The organism is Halorubrum ruber, assembly GCF_018228765.1.
Lineage (GTDB): Archaea > Halobacteriota > Halobacteria > Halobacteriales > Haloferacaceae > Halorubrum > Halorubrum ruber.
Window position 1 is genome coordinate 593,644 of the sequence record NZ_CP073695.1, and the last position, 16,376, is coordinate 610,019.

A 16,376-nucleotide genomic window follows, 5' to 3' on the forward strand; every position below is an offset into this window, starting at 1 on the left:
GCCTTAAGAACCAGCCACGCGGGCCGGAAGTGGACGCGGAGCGCGGTCGGCGTCGGACCCGGATCCAGATCCGATACCCGAGGCGGTAGTCGTTTATTCCGTGCGTCCGTACTACGCCGGTATGCCCGGAGCGATCGACGTGCTACACGTCGACGACGACCCCTCGGTCCTCGACCTCACGGAGGCGTACTTCGAGCGGGAGCTCGACGCGGTGGCGGTGACGAGCGTGGCTGACCCGGAAACCGCGTTAGACCGGCTTGACGAGGCCGCGTTCGACTGCGTCGTCAGCGACTACGACATGCCCGCGATGGACGGGCTGGAGTTCTTCGAGGCGCTGCGCGAGCGCCACCGGAAGATACCCTTCGTATTGTACACCGGCAAGGGGTCCGAGGAGATCGCGAGTCAGGCGCTCAACGCCGGCGTCACCGGCTACTTCCAGAAGGGCGGCCCCGAGCAGCTCCGCCGGCTCGCGAACCGCGTCGACCAGGCCGTCGAGGAGCACCGGACCAAGGAGATCGCCGAGCGCTACTCGACGGTTATCGAGGCGCTCGGCTACCCCGTCTACGTCGTCGACGAGACCGGCGTCTTCCGGTTCGTCAACGAGCCGTTCGCCGAGCTCACCGGCTACGACCGCGAGGAGATCATCGGCCAGACGCCCGGGTTCATCAAGGACGACGCGGCGGTTCAGGAGGCGGAAAATCGGCTCGGCACGATCCTCTCGGACGACGGCCCCAACGTCCAGCACTTCGCGGTCGACATCGTCCCCAAGGAGGGCGAGCCGATCCCCTGTCGCGACCACATGGCGGCGCTGCCGTACGAGGGCGATTCCTTCGACGGCAGCGTCGGCATCCTCCGCGACGTCTCCGACGAGCGCGAGCGCCGCGAGGAGCTGGAGACGAAGACCCGCGCGCTCGACGAGGCGCCCGTCGGGATCACCATCACGGACCCCGCGCAGGCGGACAACCCGATGGTGTACGTCAACGACCGGTTCGTCGAGATGACCGGCTACGACCGCGAGGAGTCGATCGGCGTCAACTGCCGGTTCCTCCAAGGGCCGGACACAGAGGAAGAATCGGTTCAGGCGCTCCGCGAGGCGATCGACGCCGAGGAGTCGACGAGCGTCGAGCTGTTGAACTACCGGAAGGACGGGACGGAGTTCTGGAACCGGGTGAGCATCGCCCCGATCTGCGACGCCGACGGCGCCGTCACCCACTGGGTCGGCTTCCAGGAGGACATCACGGCGTTCAAGGAGCGCGAGGCGGCCCTCGAACGGCAGAACGACCGGCTCGACTCCTTCGCGAGCATCGTCTCGCACGACCTGCGGAACCCCCTCAACGTCGCGCAAGGGCGCGTCCAGCTCGCCCACGACGCGGCGAACGACGGGGGCGACGAGAACCTGTCCGCCGCGCTCGACGCGCTGGAGCGGATGGAGTCGATCGTCGAGCGCACGCTCACGCTGGCGCGGGAGGGCGAGACGGTCGGCGACCCCGAACCCGTCGATCTCGCGGCGGTCGTCACCGACAGCTGGTCGACCGTCGACACCGCCGACGCCTCCCTCTCCGTCGAAACGGACCGCGAGGTGCTCGCCGACCCGGACCGCCTCCGGAACCTCTTCGAGAATCTGATGCGCAACGCGGTCGATCACGTCGGCTCCGACGTCGCGATCCGCGTCGGCGACCTCCCGGACGGCTTCTTCGTCGAAGACGACGGTCCGGGAATCGACCCCGCGGTCGCGGACTCCCTGTTCGAGCCCGGCGAGAGCGGCACCGCGGGCAACACCGGGTTCGGGCTCGCGATCGTTCAGGAGATTGCCACCGCGCACGGCTGGACGGTCGAGGCGACGACCGGCGAGGACGGCGGCGCGCGGTTCGAGATCCGCGGGATCGACAAGCGGACGCCGGCGGCCCACTGAGCCGCTCGACGCCGGCGGCCCACTGAGCCGCTCGACCTCGGTGACCGCTCCGGTTCTCTCGAAAGCGGATCGACTCCCCCCGTTCAAAAGGGCCTTTATGCTCCGTTTCGAAGCTCCGGGCGAATGGGCTCGCTCTCCGACATCGCCGAGACTGACCGGCGCGTGATCGTCTTGGCGCTCGCGCGGATGGTCGGCGCGGCCGGGAACTCCTTCCTCATCGTCGTCCTCCCGCTGTACATCACCAGCGACGTGGTCGACATCGAGGGGTTGCTCGGCACGGAGGTCGGGGTCGGCGCGGCCGCGGTCACGCTGACCGAGCCGCTCCTCATCGGGGTCGTCCTCTCGCTTTTCGGCTTCCTCAACAGCCTCTCGCAGCCCTTTACGGGAAGACTGTCCGACCGCGTCGGCCGGAGGCGGCCCTTCGTCCTCGCCGGTATCTTACTCCTCGGGACCGCCAGCGGGCTATACACGATTGCGACGAGCTACCCGGCGCTGGTCGCGCTGCGCGCGATTCAGGGGCTCGGCGCGGCGCTCATCATCCCCGCGACGGTCGCCCTCGTGAACGAGTACGCCGCGAGCGACACCGACCGCGGCGGGAACTTCGGGGTGTACAACACGTTCCGGCTCATCGGCTTCGGCTTCGGCCCGGTCCTCGCGGGCGCCGTCGTCGAGGCCGGCCCGTACGACCTCTCGCCGATCGGCCTTCCGGTCCTCGACGGCTTCGACGCCGCGTTCGTCGCGGCCTGCGCGGGGGCGTACCTCAGCTTCACGCTGGTGTTCCTCCTCGTCCGCGACGCCGACGTCGAGGGCGAGGCGGGCGACGACGTCTCGATTCGGGTCCGCGGCGAGGACCGCCTGCTCGACCCCGTGTTCACGCTGGGGCTCGCGACCGTCGCGATGGGCGCGTGCATCGCGCTGTTCGCGACGCTCCAGAATCAGGTGAACGTCCGCTTAGACCAGCCGCCGGTCTGGTTCGGCGCCCAGTTCGCGGCCGTGACGATCGCCAACGTGATCTTCCAGGTCCCGGTAGGGCGCGCCAGCGACCGAATCGGCCGCCGGCCGTTCCTGCTCGCCGGGTTCGTCCTGCTCGTCCCGACCACGCTCCTCCAAGGGATCGTGACGGAGTCCGCGCTGATGATGCTCGTCCGGCTCGGGCAGGGGATCGCGGTGGCGTGCGTGTTCGCCCCGTCGCTCGCGCTCGCCGGCGACCTCGCGCGGGAGGGCGAGTCCGGGACCACCCTCTCCGTGCTCACGATGGGGTTCGGCTTCGGCGTCGCCTTGGGCCCCCTCGCCTCCGGCTGGCTCTACGGCTTCGGCTTCCTCGTCCCCTTCGCGGTCGGGGCCGCGGCCGCCGCGCTCGCGCTGATCGCCGTCTTCACGCAGGTCGAGGAGACGCTGGACGTCGGAGAGGAACCGGCAGCGGCGCCGGGCGCGGACTGAGCGAGGGCGGCGCCGAAAGCGCGCACGCCGGCACGCGTTTTTATATCGGTGGCCTCGTCGAAATCTTCAGTCGACGATAAGTTTCAGCGGTCGTGCTGAATTCAAAGAATGTAGGCAGCACGGGTACTACGCTATTTTCCCAAAATGAACCCCGAATTAGCTGATAGAACACGCCTGCTTCTTGATTTTGTGCGGGAGTGCGTGTAGTGCGTCATGAGTGAGGCCATTTATAAGGAATTTAGCTGTGTTGCTGTCGGTTGTTTATACGTGATCGGTGCTGCCGCGGTGAACGGCTTCAAAGCCCAGTCGCTTGCTTATAAATGGTCAACTGTGGATCGACCACGAACGGCTTCAAAGCCCCAGCCGGGAGGACTCGATGCGCTCGCTGCGGTCCTCGGTCGGTCGCTATCGCTCCCTCCCTGCGGTCCTTGCGTCGCGCGTCTTCGTCCTCCCGGCAGCGTGGCGCGACGCGCCACGGGCAGCCGGCGGCGAAGCCGCCGGCGACTGCCCCTTTGAGTCCCGCCCCGCACAGAGACCGCACCTCACGCCTCCCCAGCCTCGCCGCTCGCTTCGCTCGCGGCGTCCCTCGCGGGCTGGCTCGCGGCCTCCGCTTCGCTCCGGCCGCTCGCAGGCGCGCCACCGCACCGGCTGTTTATAAACGACGGTCGGCGCCGCTGGCGACTATTTAAATACAGAATCGTTGCTACCGATCTGTGATACATTCTCCCGCTATCGCTCGCCGCTACCGCTGTACTGAGCGATACGGCCTGATCGAACTAGGAGACGGGTCTGTGAGAGATACGTGCCCCGTATTCGGCAGTCGTTCCGACCGGCCCCTACGCAGTCAACAGAGCCATACCGATCACAACCGAACCGCCGCCCGTGCCGAACGACCGCCTCCGCTGCGTCGACTGCCGCGAGCCGATCCCCGCGGACGCGCGGATCTGCCCGCACTGCCGGACCATCCAGCCCTCTCCGCTGCTCGACGTCGGTGTCGTCGTCGCGGGCGTGTTCGCGCTGCTGTTCGGCGTCGTCCTGACGGTGATGACCGTTGGGACGAGCCGTCTTCTCGGGTTCCTCCTGCTCGTCGTCGGCTTCGGGCTGGCCATCGGCGGCTACACGCGGTACATCGACCGGCAGGCGGCGAGCCGGGCGCGCTGAGCCGTCGCAGTCCCCGATCGCCCTTCCCGTCGCTTCCGTCGCGACAATTTAAGTACCAGCGCGCGCCACGATACGCACATGCTTTCCCCACTCACGGGCGGCTTGGTCCTCGCGGGGCTGGCGCTCGCGTTCGTCGGCGCGGCGGTCTCCGTCTACGCGGTGACGCTGACGGGGCTGCTCGTCGGCGCCGGCGCCGGCTACCTGTTCGCGCCGAACGTCGTCGGCCTGATCGCGGTCGACGGCGCGGTCCTCACCGCCGGCGTGGTCGGGGTCGGCGGCCTCCTCGGCGGCTTCCTCGCGTACGCCGGTCTCTCCTTCGCGGTCCTCGGGATCGGCGCGGTCGTCGGCGGCTTCGCCGGGCGGTTCGCGGTCGGCCCCTTCTACGCGGCGGACGCGGCGGGGATCGAGGGGACGGCGCTGCTCGTCGGCGCGACGCTGGCGGGCGTCGCTGTCGGCGCGCTGTTCGGGTTCGTCCTCACGCGGACGACGCTCGTGGTCTCGACCGCGCTCATCGGCGCGGCGTTCGCGTCGCGGTCGCTGACGCCCGCAGACTTCGAGGCGGCCGCCGCGGAGACCACGGTCCAGCCGCTCCTCTTCGACCTCTCCGCGCCCGCGTTCCTCGCGGTGTTCGTCCTCGGGGCGCTCTCGCAGCTCGGCCTGTTCAGGTTCGGCTACGTGACGAAGCTCGTCGGCTTGCTGCCGGGCGCGCGCCGGTGGACGGCGGACGACGACCGTGACGGCGACGCGGACGCGAAGGGGGCGTGACCCTCGCGGAGTCGACTCTTGTTCAATCGTACTCGTAGAACCCCCTCCCCGTCTTCTTGCCGAGGTCGCCGGCCTCCACCTTGCGCTTGAGGAGGTAGGCGGGCTTGTAGCGGTCGCCGAGCTCCTCGTGGAGCGTCTCGCTGGCGTCGAGCGCCACGTCGAGCCCGATGTGGTCGGCGAGTTCGAGCGGGCCCATCGGGACGTTCGTGCCGAGCTTCATCCCGCGGTCGATGTCGGCCTTCTCGGCGACGCCCTCGTCGTACGCCCGGATCCCCTCGTTGATCCACGGCATCAGGATGCGGTTGGTGACGAAGCCGGGCTTGTCGTCGGCCTCCCACGTCTCCTTGCCGAGATCCTCGGCGAAGGCGTGCGCGAAATCGACGACCGCGGAGTCGGTGCGCTCGCCCACCACGACCTCGACGCCGTCCATGATCGGGACGGGGTTCATGAAGTGGAGGCCGACGACGCCGCTCGCGCGGTCGGTCGCGCTCGCGACGCTCGTGATCGACAGCGTGGAGGTGTTCGTCGCGAGGACGACGCCGTCGTCGGTGACGCGATCGAGGTCGGCGAACACGTCGCGTTTCACGTTGAGGTCCTCGACCACGGCCTCGACCGCGAGATCGACGTCGGCGAGGTCGTCGAGGTCGGTCGTCCCAGTGATCCGGTCGCGAATCACCTCTGGTTCCTCGTCAAGCGCGTCCTTCCCGGCCAAGCGGTCGAGGCTGTCCTCGACGCTGTCGAGGCCGCGCTCGACGTACTCGGCCTCCACGTCTCGCATCACCACGTCGTAGCCCGCGGTCGCCGCGACCTGCGCGATGCCGTTGCCCATCGTCCCGGCGCCAACGACGCCGACGATGTCCACCTCGGAGAGTTCTCGCATGCGGACCGCTGCCGCGCCGCAGGTGGTAAGTATTGCGGAAGCCCGAGGCGACGCCGTTTCTCGCAAAGAAATTAACAATTTGAGTAGTAATGAATTGATTTACTTGATCGCCCGGCACTCGCCCGGAGACGCCACGTAAACGGCCGTTCCGATTCTTTACGTTCGGTGAAACCACCATAGCCCTTTTTACGTGTGTAACGGAACTACGAATTGATGCTTCCTCACGCCGCCGACGACATCGAGCGCGACGGTAAATCCCTGATCCTCGCGTACGACCACGGGCTCGAACACGGCCCGGTCGACTTCGAACCGAACCCGGACACGGCGGACCCGGAACGGATCTTCGAGCTCGCCACCCACGAGGCGGTCACCTCGCTGGCCGTTCAGAAGGGGCTCGCGGAGGCGTACTACCCCGACTACGAGGACGAAGTAAACCTCCTGTTGAAGCTCAACGGGACCTCGAACCTCTGGCGGGGCGAGCCCGACAGCGCGGTCAACTGCACGGCGGAGTACGCGGCCGAACTGGGCGCCGACGCGGTCGGGTTCACCGTCTACGGCGGGTCGAACCACGAGGTCGAGATGGCCGAGGAGTTCCGCGAGGCGCAGGAGGGCGCCCGCGAACACGACATGGCGGTCGTCATGTGGTCGTACCCGCGCGGGCAGGGGCTCCGTAACGACGGGAGTCCGGACGTGATCTCGTACGGCGCGCGGCTCGGCTTGGAGCTCGGCGCCGACGTGGTGAAGGTGAAGTACCCCGGCTCCGCCGAGGCGATGGGCCACGCCGTCGAGATGGCCGGGCCCGCCGACGTCGTCATGTCCGGCGGAACGATGCGCGACGACAAGGCGTTCCTCCGGAACGTCTCGAACGCCATCGACGCCGGCGCGACCGGGATCGCCGTCGGCCGGAACGTCTTCCAGCGCGACGACCCCGAGCGCATCCTCGACGCGCTGGAGGCCGTGATCTTCCAGGAGGTCGACCCGGCCGAGGCGCTGGCCATCGCCGAGAGCGACGACTGATGACCGACTCCGACCCCCGCGCCGACGGCGGCCCCGCCGACTCGACCGTCGCGGCCGTCTTCGACGCGGTCGCGGCGACCGCCCCCGAGATCCGCGCCGCGCTCCCCGGCCGCCGCGTCGAGAGCGGGACGGAGAACGCCTCCGGCGAGTCGGTGCTGGCCGGCGACCTCTACGCCGACGAACTGCTCGGCGAGGCGATCACGGCGGTCGACGGGGTCGGCTCGTTCGTCAGCGAGGAGCGCGAGGACGCGGTCGACGCCGGCGGCGCCGTGGGGAGCGGACCCGACGACGCCTACGCGGTGGCGATCGACCCCCTCGACGGCTCCTCGAACCTCCGGTCGAACAACGCGATGGGGACCGTCGTCGGGATCTACGACGCGCCGCTGCCCGCGAGCGGCCGCGACCTCGTCGCCGCCGGGTACGTCCTCTACGGCCCGATCACGACGATGGTTGTCGCCGACGACGCCGGCGTCCGCGAGGAGGTCGTCGAGCGCGCGCCCGACGGCGGCGGGGTCGAGCGCTCGGTCGTCGAGGCTGACCTGCGGCTCCCGGAGACCCCGACCGTCTACGGCTTCGGCGGCCGCGTCCCCGACTGGCCCGCCGACTTCCGGGCGTACGCCCGCTCGATCGAGGACGAGCTGAAGCTCCGCTACGGCGGCGCGATGGTCGGCGACGTGAACCAGGTGCTCACCTACGGCGGGGTGTTCGCGTACCCCGCGCTCCGGAGCGCACCCGAGGGGAAGCTCCGCCTCCAGTTCGAGGCGAACCCCATCGCCTATATCATCGAGCGCGCCGGCGGCGCCTCCTCGGACGGGACCGGCTCGATCCTTGACGTCGAGCCCGAGGCGGTCCACCAGCGCGTCCCGCTGTACGTCGGCAACGAGGCGCTGATCGAGCGGCTGGAAGCCGCCGTCGGCGACGACTGACGCCGCCGCGGCCCGCCGGGACGCGGCCGGTCGCCCCGCCCGGGCCAAATCCCGCATGGAAAACTGTTTAGGACTCTCCGCAAATCTTGCGTCCATGAAAGTCCACGTCGGCGCGGCGGCGACCCCCGAGGAGGCCGAGGCGATCGCGAAGTCGCTCGCGGAACACCTCGGCGTCGACGTCGACGTCCACATCGAGGGCGAGGAGACGCCGCTCGCGAGCGCCGAGCCGTCCGAACCGAGCTACCCGCTCGACGACGACCTCGGGCCCACGGAGCGCGAGCGCGACCTCCGCGCCGAGATCGCCGACATCCGCGAGGGCGGCCCGGAGAAGTACCGCGACCGGCTCTCCGAGCAGGGGAAGCTGTTCGTCCGCGACCGCCTCGACCTCTGGTTCGGCGGCGAGGGCGGGACGAGGGGTGCGGGCGACGCGAGCGCGGCCGACGGCGACCCCGCGGGCGTGAAGTTCGAGGACGGGAAGTTCGCCGCGTTCGACGACTGGCACCCCGACGCGCCCGGACGCGGCGATGACGCGGACGAGGACGGGGAGGACGATGCGGGCGACGGCGACCGCCTCCCGGGCGACGGCCTCCTTACCGGCGCCGCCGAGTTCGAGGGGCGCGACGTCCACTTCATGGCCAACGACTTCACCGTGAAGGCGGGGTCGATGGCGTCGAAGGGCGTCGAGAAGTTCCTCCGAATGCAACAGCGCGCGCTGAAGACGGGGAACCCGGTCCTCTACCTGATGGACTCCTCGGGCGGCCGGATCGACCAGCAGACCGGCTTCTTCGCCAACCGCGAGGGGATCGGGAAGTACTACTACAACCACTCGATGCTGTCGGGCGCCGTGCCGCAGATCTGCGTCCTCTACGGTCCCTGTATCGCCGGTGCCGCCTACACGCCCGTCTTCGCCGACTTCACCGTGATGGTCGAGGACATGTCCGCGATGGCGATCGCCTCGCCCCGGATGGTGGAGATGGTCACCGGCGAGGAGATCGACTTAGAGGAACTGGGCGGCCCGCGCGTCCACGCCGAGGAGTCCGGCTCCGCCGACCTGATCGCGCGCGACGAGGAGCACGCCCGCGAGCTGGTCGCGGACCTGATCGGCTACCTCCCGGATCGGGCCGGCGAGAAGCCCCCGAAACGCGAGACGAAGCCGCCGAAGTTCTCGCCCGACGGGATCGACGAGCTGATCCCGGAGGCGCCGAACCGCCCGTACGACGTTCACGACCTCATCGACCGGATCGCAGACGCCGAGTCCGTCTTCGAGCTGAAGGAGGGGTACGGCCCGGAGATCGTCACGGCGTTCTGCCGGATCGACGGGCGGCCCGTCGGCGTCGTCGCCAACCAGCCAACGGAGCGCTCCGGCGCCATTTTCCCGGATGCGGCGGAGAAGGCCGCGGAGTTCATCTGGACCTGCGACGCCTACGAGATCCCCCTGTTGTACCTCTGTGACACGCCCGGCTTCATGGCCGGCTCGCAGGTGGAGAAGGACGCCATCCTCGAGAAGGGGAAGAAGATGATCTACGCCACCTCCTCGGCGACGGTCCCGAAGCAGACCGTCGTCGTGCGGAAGGCGTACGGCGCGGGCATCTACGCGATGGGCGGGCCCGCCTACGACCCCGAGAGCGTCATCGGGCTCCCCTCGGGCGAGATCGGGATTATGGGCCCGGAGGCCGCGATCAACGCGGTCTACGCCCGCAAGCTCGCCGAGATCGACGACCCGGAGGAGCGCGCGGCCGAGGAGGAGCGCCTGCGCGAGGAGTACCGCGAGGGGATCGACGTCCACCGGATGGCCAGCGAGGTCGTCATCGACGAGATCGTCCCGCCATCCGACCTCCGCGCGGAGCTGGCCGCGCGGTTCGACTTCTACGAGGACGTTCAGAAGGATCTGCCCGACAAGAAACACGGGACGGTCCTCTAGTTCCCGGCTACAGCGCCGCGACCAGCTCGCTGCCGTACGCCCCGACGGCGCCGTCCAGCCCGAAGCCGACGGCCAGCCCGACCGCGAGCAGCGCGCCGGCGTAGGCGGCGGACCCGACCAGTGACGCGGCGGCGAACCGCGGCGCGGAGACGGTCGAGGCGTTCGCGGTCGGCACGGCGAGCCAGCCGCGCGTCCCCGGGACCGCGTTCGAGGCCGCCACCGCGGGGAGCCCCCACCGGTCGAACCAGCGGCCCGCGCCGTCGAGCCGCGCCTCGCCAACCGGGACGATGGGGAGCGACGTCGGGTCCGCGTCGAACCGGCGGACGCCGACGAAGAGGAGGGACTGGCCGACCGTCGCGCCGGTCACCGCCGCGGCGAACACCGGGAGCACCGCGAGCGCCTCGACGCCCGCGGCGACCACCGCCGCGACGAACAGCGTCCGCGCCGGCAACACCTTCCCTACGAGGGCCCCTTCGAGGGCGAAGACGGCGAAGACCGCGACGGCCCCGTAGGTACCGACGAGGGCGAGCAGCGTCTCCACGTGGGGTCCATACACGGCTCGTCTTCGGCGGCGACGCGTAAAACACCCACCGAGAGAGGCGGTAGCACCCGTCAAAGCGCCGATTCCCGTGCGTCGCGGGGCCGACACTTTCGGCTCGTTCCGCTCCGTCTCGGCTCGGGAGTGGCTATTTACCTTGTACGCGCGCACCGAACCACATGATCGGCGTCGGCGACACGGCCCCGGACTTCATCGCGCCCGCGGTCAGCGGCGGGACCGCGATCGAACTGGAGCTGTTCCGGCTCGTTCGCGGGCACGACGCTGTCGTCTGCTGTTTCGCGCCCGCGACGTTCGTTCCGACGTGTACGGCCGAGCTCGCCGCGGTCCGCGACGCCGGCTGGGACGACCGCGACGACCTCGCCGTCGCCGCGCTCGCGGGCGACTCGCTGTACGCGGCGTTCGCGTACGCCGACCGGTTCGAACTCTCCTTCCCCGTCGTCGCCGATTTCCACGGCGGCGTCGCGGAGTCGTACGACCTGCTCGCCGAGTCGTGGGAGGGACACTCGGACATTCCGCGCCGCGCGACCGTCGTCGTCGACGGCGACTGGACGGTCCGGTTCGCCGCGGCGACTGACGACGCGCTCGACCGCGCCGAGCCGGCCCCCGTCGAGCGCGCGACCGAGGCGCTCCGCGAGGTCGGCGTCGACGTCGAGCGGCCGCGGGTCGACTACGACGCGAATTGGGAGCGGTGAGGTCGTCGCGGCCGCCGGTCCGATCGGGCCGCCGCCCGGCCGCGGGCACCTGCGGGGTTATTTGACGCCCCCGGACGGAGGGGCCGACATGCAAGCCGCCTTCGCGGAGTACCTCGACGAGTTCACGCGCCGGGACTGGGAGACCCTCGAACCGGACGCCGTCGCCGACCCCGTGCGAGTCGCGGTCGTCGGCCTCGGCTGGTTCGCGCGCGAGTGGGCGCTGCCCGGCATCGCCCGGTCGGCGTACACCGATGCGACCGTGGTCACCGACGTCGACGCCGCCGCGGTCGAGGCGGTCGCGGCCGAGCGCGACCTGACCGGCGTGACGCCCGACGAGTTCCGGTCGGGCGCCGTCGCCGACGAGTACGACGCGGTCTACATCGCCACGCCGAACGCGACCCACCTGGAGTACGTCGAGGCCGCCGCCGATCAGGGGAAGGCGGTTCTCTGCGAGAAGCCGCTGGAGGTGACGCCGGACCGCGCTCGTCGGCTCGTGAGCGCGTGCCGCGACGCCGACGTGCCGCTGATGGTCGGCTACCGGATGCAGACCGACCCCGCCGTCCGGCGGCTCCGCGACCTTCTCGACGCGGGCGTCGCGGGCGAGGTGACCCACGTCCACGCGACGATGTCGCAGACGATGCTGGGCGAGCTCGGCGGCGACACGGACCAGTGGCGGCTCGACCCCGAGCTCTCCGGCGGCTGCGCGGTCATGGACCTCGGCGTCTACCCGCTCAACACGACGCGGTTCGCGCTCGGTGAGGACCCGGTCCGCGTCTCCGGGCGGACGCGCTCGGAGCACGAGGCGTTCGCCGACGTCGACGAACACGCCTCGTTCCGGCTGGAGTTCCCCGGCGACGTCGACGCCTTCTGTACGGTGAGCCAGAACGCACAGCACGCGAGCCGATTGGAGATCACCGGCACGGAGGCTCGACTAATCCTGGACCCGGCCTTCTACGAGCGCGAGGACCGCGGGTTCGCCGTCGTCCGCGACGGCACCCGGGTCGACGTCGAGTTCGACCAGGTCCACCAGATCGAAGAGGAGTTCGCGTACTTCGGCCACCAGCTCCTCGCGGGCGAGCCGTTCCACGCGGACGGCGAGCACGCCCTGACGGACATGGAGGCGCTCGCCGGCGTCTACGAGTCGGCCGAGACGGGGGCACCGGTCGACCTCGGCGGCGACTGAGACACGGCCTGCGCCGCGCCCGCGGCCGCGAGCCCGCTACTGCTCGATCCCGTACACATCGCTCGTCCAGTCGCGCGCGGGGGTGTCGTACACCGGCGCGTCGCGGTCGCGCTCGTCGAGCCGGCGCCGGTCGGCGTCGTCGAGCTCCCAGTCCATTTCGGCGTTGGCCCGGACGTGGTCGGGGGTCGACGAGCGCGGGAGCGGGACCACGCCGCGGTCGACCGCCCACCGGATCACGACCTGCGCGGGGTGCTTGTCGTACTTCTCCGCCAGCTCGGCGACGACCTCGTCGCCGAACACGTCCGTCCGCGCGAGCGGCGCCGCGGCCTCGACCACGGTGTCGGTCTCGCGGCAGTAGTCGACGAGGTCCGGGCGCTGGAACCACGGGTGGAACTCGATCTGGTTCACCGCGATGGGGACGTCCGAGACGTGGTGCGCGCAGCTGAGCTGGTACGCGCTGAAGTTCGAGACGCCGACGTCGCGGACGAGCCCGCGCTCGCGAAGCTCCGCCATCGCGCGGAGCGTCTCGCGCAGCGAGATGGCCGGATTGGGCCAGTGGATCAGATACAGGTCGAGGTAGTCGACCCCGAGCCGATCGAGCGACGCCTCGCACGACTCGATCACCGACTCGTAGTTGAGGTTCTTCGCGAGCACCTTCGAGGTGAGGAACACGTCGTCGCGGTCGACGTCGCTCGCCGCGAGCGCGTCGCCGATCGCTCGTTCGTTTTTATACCCCTCCGCCGTGTCGATGTGCGCGTAGCCGGCGTCGAGCGCCGCGCGCACGCTGTCGGCCGTCTCGCCGTCGTTGAGGTCGTACGTGCCCAGTCCGAGCGCCGGCAGCTCCGCGCCGCTCGGGAGCGTCTTCGTTGGTACGGTCACACGACACGCGTTCGGGGGATCACCGATTGAAACTACCGGTCGGGGAACCCGCCTCGGTCGCGGTTCTCGGCAGCCGCGTAGCGGCATTTAAGCCGCAAGCCGAGTTGCTCGACAGCTTATAAATGACAGGCGGTGGCGCGTGCCTGCGAGCGGCCGACAGGCCGCGAGCCAGCACGCGCGAGGGAGTCGGCCGACCGTAGGGAGGCCGACGAGGCTGGGGAGGTGTGAGGTGCTGTGCGGCGCGGTGCGGGGCGGGACTCAAAGGGGCAGCCGGGAGGACGAAGCACGACGACGCAAGGACCGGAACGAGGGAGCGGTAGCGACCGAGTGAGGACCGCAGCGAGTCGCGCGAGTCCTCCCGGCTGGGGCTTTGGAGGTGTTCGTCGCCGGGTCAGTATCAACAACTTATAAGCGAGCGGCTGGGGCTTTAGAAGTGTTCGCCGCCGATCTGCCGTCCATTTATAAATCACCGATAGCGTTCAAATCTCTCTCGGTGATTTTGCTCACTTCGTTCGCAAAATGCACCGGCCGAGATTTGAACTCGGGTTGCAACCATGGCAAGGTTGCGTGATACCACTACACTACCGGTGCGTGCTTCGCATTCGATCGTAGCCCGGGTCGGAGATATAAGGGTTCCGAACGAGCGTCGGCGGAAGGGTCATCGGTGGCGCGTCCCCACACGGATCCGTATCCGAACGATGACCGATCTCCCCGACCGCATCGACAGACGCACCGCCCTCCGCGCGGCCGGCGGCCTCGCCGGACTGACCGCCCTCCCTGCGCTTTCCGGCTGCCTCGGCGGTAGCGGAGACGAGGGTGACCCCGACGGGGGCGACGGCCCCGACGACCCCGACGACGACCTCCCGCCCGACGACGGCGCCGACGTCGCGTACGACGTCGAGACCGTCGCCGAGGGGTTCGAGAATCCCTGGGGGCTCGCGTTCCTGCCCGACGACGGCCGCCTGCTGGTCACCGAACGGGCCGGCCGACTCTCGCTTGTCGACCCCGCGGACGGGAGCGTCGAGGACGTCGCGGGCGCACCCGAAGTGTTCGCCGAGGGACAGGGCGGGCTGCTCGACGTCGCGGTCCACCCCGACTACCCCGACGACCCGCGCGTGTACCTGACGTACTCGGCGAGCGCCGCGGACAGCCCGGCCGGCGACGGTGCGGACGGCGCGACGACCCACGTCGGCGTCGGCCGGCTGTCGCTCGACGGCGGCGATGCGCCCGCGCTCGACGGCTTCGAGCCGATCTTCGTCGCCGAGCCGTTCCGCGACACGGACCTCCACTTCGGGTCGCGGGCGACGTTCGGGCCGGACGGCGCGCTGTTCGTCACGGTCGGCGACCGGCGCGACACCGACTTCGGCCCGGACCACGTCTCGCAGGACCGGTCGAACGAGCTGGGCGCGACCCTCCGCCTGACCCCGGACGGCGACGCCCACCCGGACAACCCGTTCGTCGACGACTCGGACGCGGCCGACGCGGTCTACAGCTACGGCCACCGCAATCCGCAGGCGATGGCCGTGCGCCCGGAGACGGGTCGGATCTGGCAGTGCGAACACGGCGAGCGCGACGGCGACGAGATCAACGTCGTCGAGCGCGGCGGCAACTACGGCTGGCCGATCGCCAGCGAGGCGTGTCGCTACGGGACGGACGACCCCGTCGCGCCGGGCCACGACGAGCGCGACGGCGTGGTCGCGCCGGTCCACTACTGGCCCTGCGGCTCCGGGGGCTTCCCGCCGAGCGGGGCAGTCTTCTACGACGGCGACGCGTTCCCGGAGTGGCGCGGCGACCTGTTTGCGGGCACGCTCGCGGCGCGGTACCTCGGGCGGTTCACGGTGGACGGCGACGGGCTCGACGCGACGGTGACCGAGCGCGACCCGCTGCTCGACGACCGGGAGTGGCGCATGCGCGCGGTCGCGGTCGAGCCGACCACCGGTCACCTCTACGTCGCGGTCGACGCGGGCGACGCGCCCGTGGCGCGGATCGTTCCGGCGTGAGCTCGGATCCCGCTTCGCGGGGACGGCTTTCGGATCGCGACCCGTGAGAACGGTTCGCTCGGATCGGCGGGGCGATTCGGCCGCCAGACCCCGTGTGAACGCGCCACAGCCCGAAATCGGGACCGCTATCCTTTTACGGTGGCGTCCGGAATCGAGGTGTACAGTCTCGCCACGATGCGTACCGAAGACGGACTCACGATATGTGTTCCGTCTTCGCTCGTCCGGGAAGCCGAGGACGACCGCGAGGCGACTCGCAAACTCGGCTACGTCGCCCGTGCGGCGGCGGTGTTCCGGGCGGATCGGCTCGTCGTCTTCCCCGACGCGGAAGGCGACGGTCGACGGGGCGGGGAGTACGTCCGTACCGTGCTGGGGTACGCCGCGACGCCGCCGGAGCTCCGGAAGGATCTCTGGGGGCAACGCGACGAGCTCCGGTACGTCGGCGTACTCCCCCCGCTCCGCGTGCCGTGGCGGACCGGCTCGACCCCTAGCGGGGGAGAGTCGAAAACACAGGGACTCGTGACCGAGGTCGGACCTGAAGGCCGCGTCCGGGTCAATTCCCCGCTGCGGGAACACCCGATCTCCCTGCTCGTTCCCTCCGGAATGGAGGTCGAGCAGGGGGAGCGCGTCACCATCAGGGTCTCTTCGAGAGAACCGGTCCGCGCCCGCATCGCCGGGAAGCCCGAGGAGGGCTTCCAGGTCGTGGCCGCGGACCTGTCGGAAGCGCTCGCCGGCGACGGAGTGGCCGTCGCGACGTCGCGACACGGAGAAGCACTCTCCGTCTCGCGGCTCGGCGACCTCGTCTCGGACGCCCGCGAGGCCGGCGGTTACACCGTCGCCTTCGGGGCGCCCGAGCGGGGGCTTCCGGAGATGCTCGGGCTTTCGCCCGACCGCATTCGGGCGGCCGTCGCCGACGGCCGCTCGGTCGAACCCGATCCGGGGTTCGACCTCTGGCTGAACACGATCCCGGCACAGGCGAGCGAGGTCGTCCGGACGGAGGAGGCTCTGTTCGCGACCCTCGGCTCGCTCACACTCACGGAGTAA

14 protein-coding genes and 1 tRNA gene are annotated in these 16,376 nt (G+C 70.1%); 11 read left to right on the plus strand and 4 right to left on the minus strand.

Annotation, left to right across the window (positions count from 1 at the left end; all coding sequences use genetic code 11):
- The first annotated feature begins 121 nt into the window (after positions 1 to 121).
- The 4 genes from J7656_RS02825 (at position 122) to J7656_RS02840 (ending at position 5,278) form a co-directional block, all read left to right on the plus strand.
- Positions 122 to 1,912: a hybrid sensor histidine kinase/response regulator gene (locus tag J7656_RS02825; protein ID WP_211554035.1), complete on the plus strand. Its 1,791-nt coding sequence runs from the start codon at positions 122 to 124 to the stop codon at positions 1,910 to 1,912.
- Between the two features lie 123 nt (positions 1,913 to 2,035).
- Positions 2,036 to 3,352, plus strand: coding sequence for an MFS transporter (locus J7656_RS02830; RefSeq protein WP_017343794.1), 1,317 nt, complete (start codon positions 2,036 to 2,038; stop codon positions 3,350 to 3,352).
- Positions 3,353 to 4,234: 882 nt separating this feature from the next.
- Positions 4,235 to 4,513: a hypothetical protein gene (locus J7656_RS02835; RefSeq protein WP_017343795.1), complete on the plus strand. Its 279-nt coding sequence runs from the start codon at positions 4,235 to 4,237 to the stop codon at positions 4,511 to 4,513.
- 78 nt (positions 4,514 to 4,591) lie between these two features.
- Entirely contained in the window at positions 4,592 to 5,278 is a 687-nt protein-coding gene (locus tag J7656_RS02840) for a hypothetical protein (protein WP_017343796.1), read from the plus strand.
- 22 nt (positions 5,279 to 5,300) lie between these two features.
- Here the strand turns inward: J7656_RS02840 and J7656_RS02845 are convergent, their stop codons facing one another.
- Complete coding sequence (locus tag J7656_RS02845; RefSeq protein WP_017343797.1) at positions 5,301 to 6,158, minus strand: 3-hydroxyacyl-CoA dehydrogenase family protein; 858 nt, start codon at positions 6,156 to 6,158, stop codon at positions 5,301 to 5,303.
- A 213-nt stretch (positions 6,159 to 6,371) separates the two neighbouring features.
- Between J7656_RS02845 and J7656_RS02850 the strand changes: the two genes are divergently transcribed.
- The 3 genes from J7656_RS02850 (at position 6,372) to J7656_RS02860 (ending at position 10,022) form a co-directional block, all read left to right on the plus strand.
- The gene (locus J7656_RS02850; protein WP_017343798.1) at positions 6,372 to 7,175 is read left to right on the plus strand and encodes a class I fructose-bisphosphate aldolase; all 804 of its coding nucleotides are present in this window, start codon (positions 6,372 to 6,374) and stop codon (positions 7,173 to 7,175) included.
- Positions 7,175 to 8,101, plus strand: a complete 927-nt coding sequence (locus J7656_RS02855; RefSeq protein WP_211554037.1) for a class 1 fructose-bisphosphatase — start codon at positions 7,175 to 7,177, stop codon at positions 8,099 to 8,101. Before J7656_RS02850 ends, J7656_RS02855 begins: the two co-directional genes overlap by 1 nt.
- Before the next feature lie 94 nt (positions 8,102 to 8,195).
- Positions 8,196 to 10,022 (plus strand): acyl-CoA carboxylase subunit beta, encoded by a 1,827-nt coding sequence (locus J7656_RS02860; protein WP_017343800.1) that lies wholly within the window; start codon positions 8,196 to 8,198, stop codon positions 10,020 to 10,022.
- A 7-nt stretch (positions 10,023 to 10,029) separates the two neighbouring features.
- Here J7656_RS02860 and J7656_RS02865 read toward each other — a convergent pair whose 3' ends face one another.
- Positions 10,030 to 10,578: a DedA family protein gene (locus tag J7656_RS02865; protein ID WP_017343801.1), complete on the minus strand. Its 549-nt coding sequence runs from the start codon at positions 10,576 to 10,578 to the stop codon at positions 10,030 to 10,032.
- Positions 10,579 to 10,739: 161 nt separating this feature from the next.
- Here J7656_RS02865 and J7656_RS02870 point away from each other — a divergent pair, with 161 nt between their 5' ends.
- A complete protein-coding gene (locus tag J7656_RS02870) occupies positions 10,740 to 11,273 on the plus strand; it encodes a redoxin domain-containing protein (RefSeq protein WP_211554039.1) in 534 nt (177 codons plus the stop codon).
- Positions 11,274 to 11,361: 88 nt separating this feature from the next.
- On the plus strand, positions 11,362 to 12,456 hold the full coding sequence (gene gfo6, locus J7656_RS02875) for a D-xylose 1-dehydrogenase Gfo6 (RefSeq protein ID WP_211554041.1): 1,095 nt from the start codon (positions 11,362 to 11,364) through the stop codon (positions 12,454 to 12,456).
- Between the two features lie 36 nt (positions 12,457 to 12,492).
- On the opposite strand, the gene J7656_RS02880 is transcribed toward gfo6, so the two are convergent.
- Together J7656_RS02880 and J7656_RS02885 are read right to left on the minus strand one after the other, a co-directional pair.
- Positions 12,493 to 13,335: an aldo/keto reductase gene (locus J7656_RS02880; RefSeq protein ID WP_211554043.1), complete on the minus strand. Its 843-nt coding sequence runs from the start codon at positions 13,333 to 13,335 to the stop codon at positions 12,493 to 12,495.
- 520 nt (positions 13,336 to 13,855) lie between these two features.
- A tRNA-Gly gene (locus tag J7656_RS02885) sits at positions 13,856 to 13,926 on the minus strand.
- Positions 13,927 to 14,033: 107 nt separating this feature from the next.
- On the opposite strand from J7656_RS02885, the gene J7656_RS02890 reads away from it, so the two are divergent.
- Together J7656_RS02890 and J7656_RS02895 are read left to right on the plus strand one after the other, a co-directional pair.
- Positions 14,034 to 15,335: a PQQ-dependent sugar dehydrogenase gene (locus J7656_RS02890; RefSeq protein ID WP_211554045.1), complete on the plus strand. Its 1,302-nt coding sequence runs from the start codon at positions 14,034 to 14,036 to the stop codon at positions 15,333 to 15,335.
- Positions 15,336 to 15,509: 174 nt separating this feature from the next.
- Entirely contained in the window at positions 15,510 to 16,376 is an 867-nt protein-coding gene (locus J7656_RS02895) for a putative RNA uridine N3 methyltransferase (RefSeq protein ID WP_026046259.1), read from the plus strand.

Bases quoted from the DNA above. Each gene is read 5' to 3' on its own strand.
- J7656_RS02895 (WP_026046259.1), top strand. From the start codon at position 15,510: ATGCGTACCGAAGACGGACTCACGATATGTGTTCCGTCTTCGCTCGTC.
- J7656_RS02850 (WP_017343798.1), top strand. From the start codon at position 6,372: ATGCTTCCTCACGCCGCCGACGACATCGAGCGCGACGGTAAATCCCTG.
- J7656_RS02860 (WP_017343800.1), top strand. From the start codon at position 8,196: ATGAAAGTCCACGTCGGCGCGGCGGCGACCCCCGAGGAGGCCGAGGCG.
- J7656_RS02825 (WP_211554035.1), top strand. From the start codon at position 122: ATGCCCGGAGCGATCGACGTGCTACACGTCGACGACGACCCCTCGGTC.
- J7656_RS02830 (WP_017343794.1), top strand. From the start codon at position 2,036: ATGGGCTCGCTCTCCGACATCGCCGAGACTGACCGGCGCGTGATCGTC.
- J7656_RS02840 (WP_017343796.1), top strand. From the start codon at position 4,592: ATGCTTTCCCCACTCACGGGCGGCTTGGTCCTCGCGGGGCTGGCGCTC.
- J7656_RS02870 (WP_211554039.1), top strand. From the start codon at position 10,740: ATGATCGGCGTCGGCGACACGGCCCCGGACTTCATCGCGCCCGCGGTC.
- J7656_RS02845 (WP_017343797.1), bottom strand. From the start codon at position 6,158: ATGCGAGAACTCTCCGAGGTGGACATCGTCGGCGTCGTTGGCGCCGGG.
- J7656_RS02855 (WP_211554037.1), top strand. From the start codon at position 7,175: ATGACCGACTCCGACCCCCGCGCCGACGGCGGCCCCGCCGACTCGACC.
- J7656_RS02890 (WP_211554045.1), top strand. From the start codon at position 14,034: ATGACCGATCTCCCCGACCGCATCGACAGACGCACCGCCCTCCGCGCG.
- gfo6 (WP_211554041.1), top strand. From the start codon at position 11,362: ATGCAAGCCGCCTTCGCGGAGTACCTCGACGAGTTCACGCGCCGGGAC.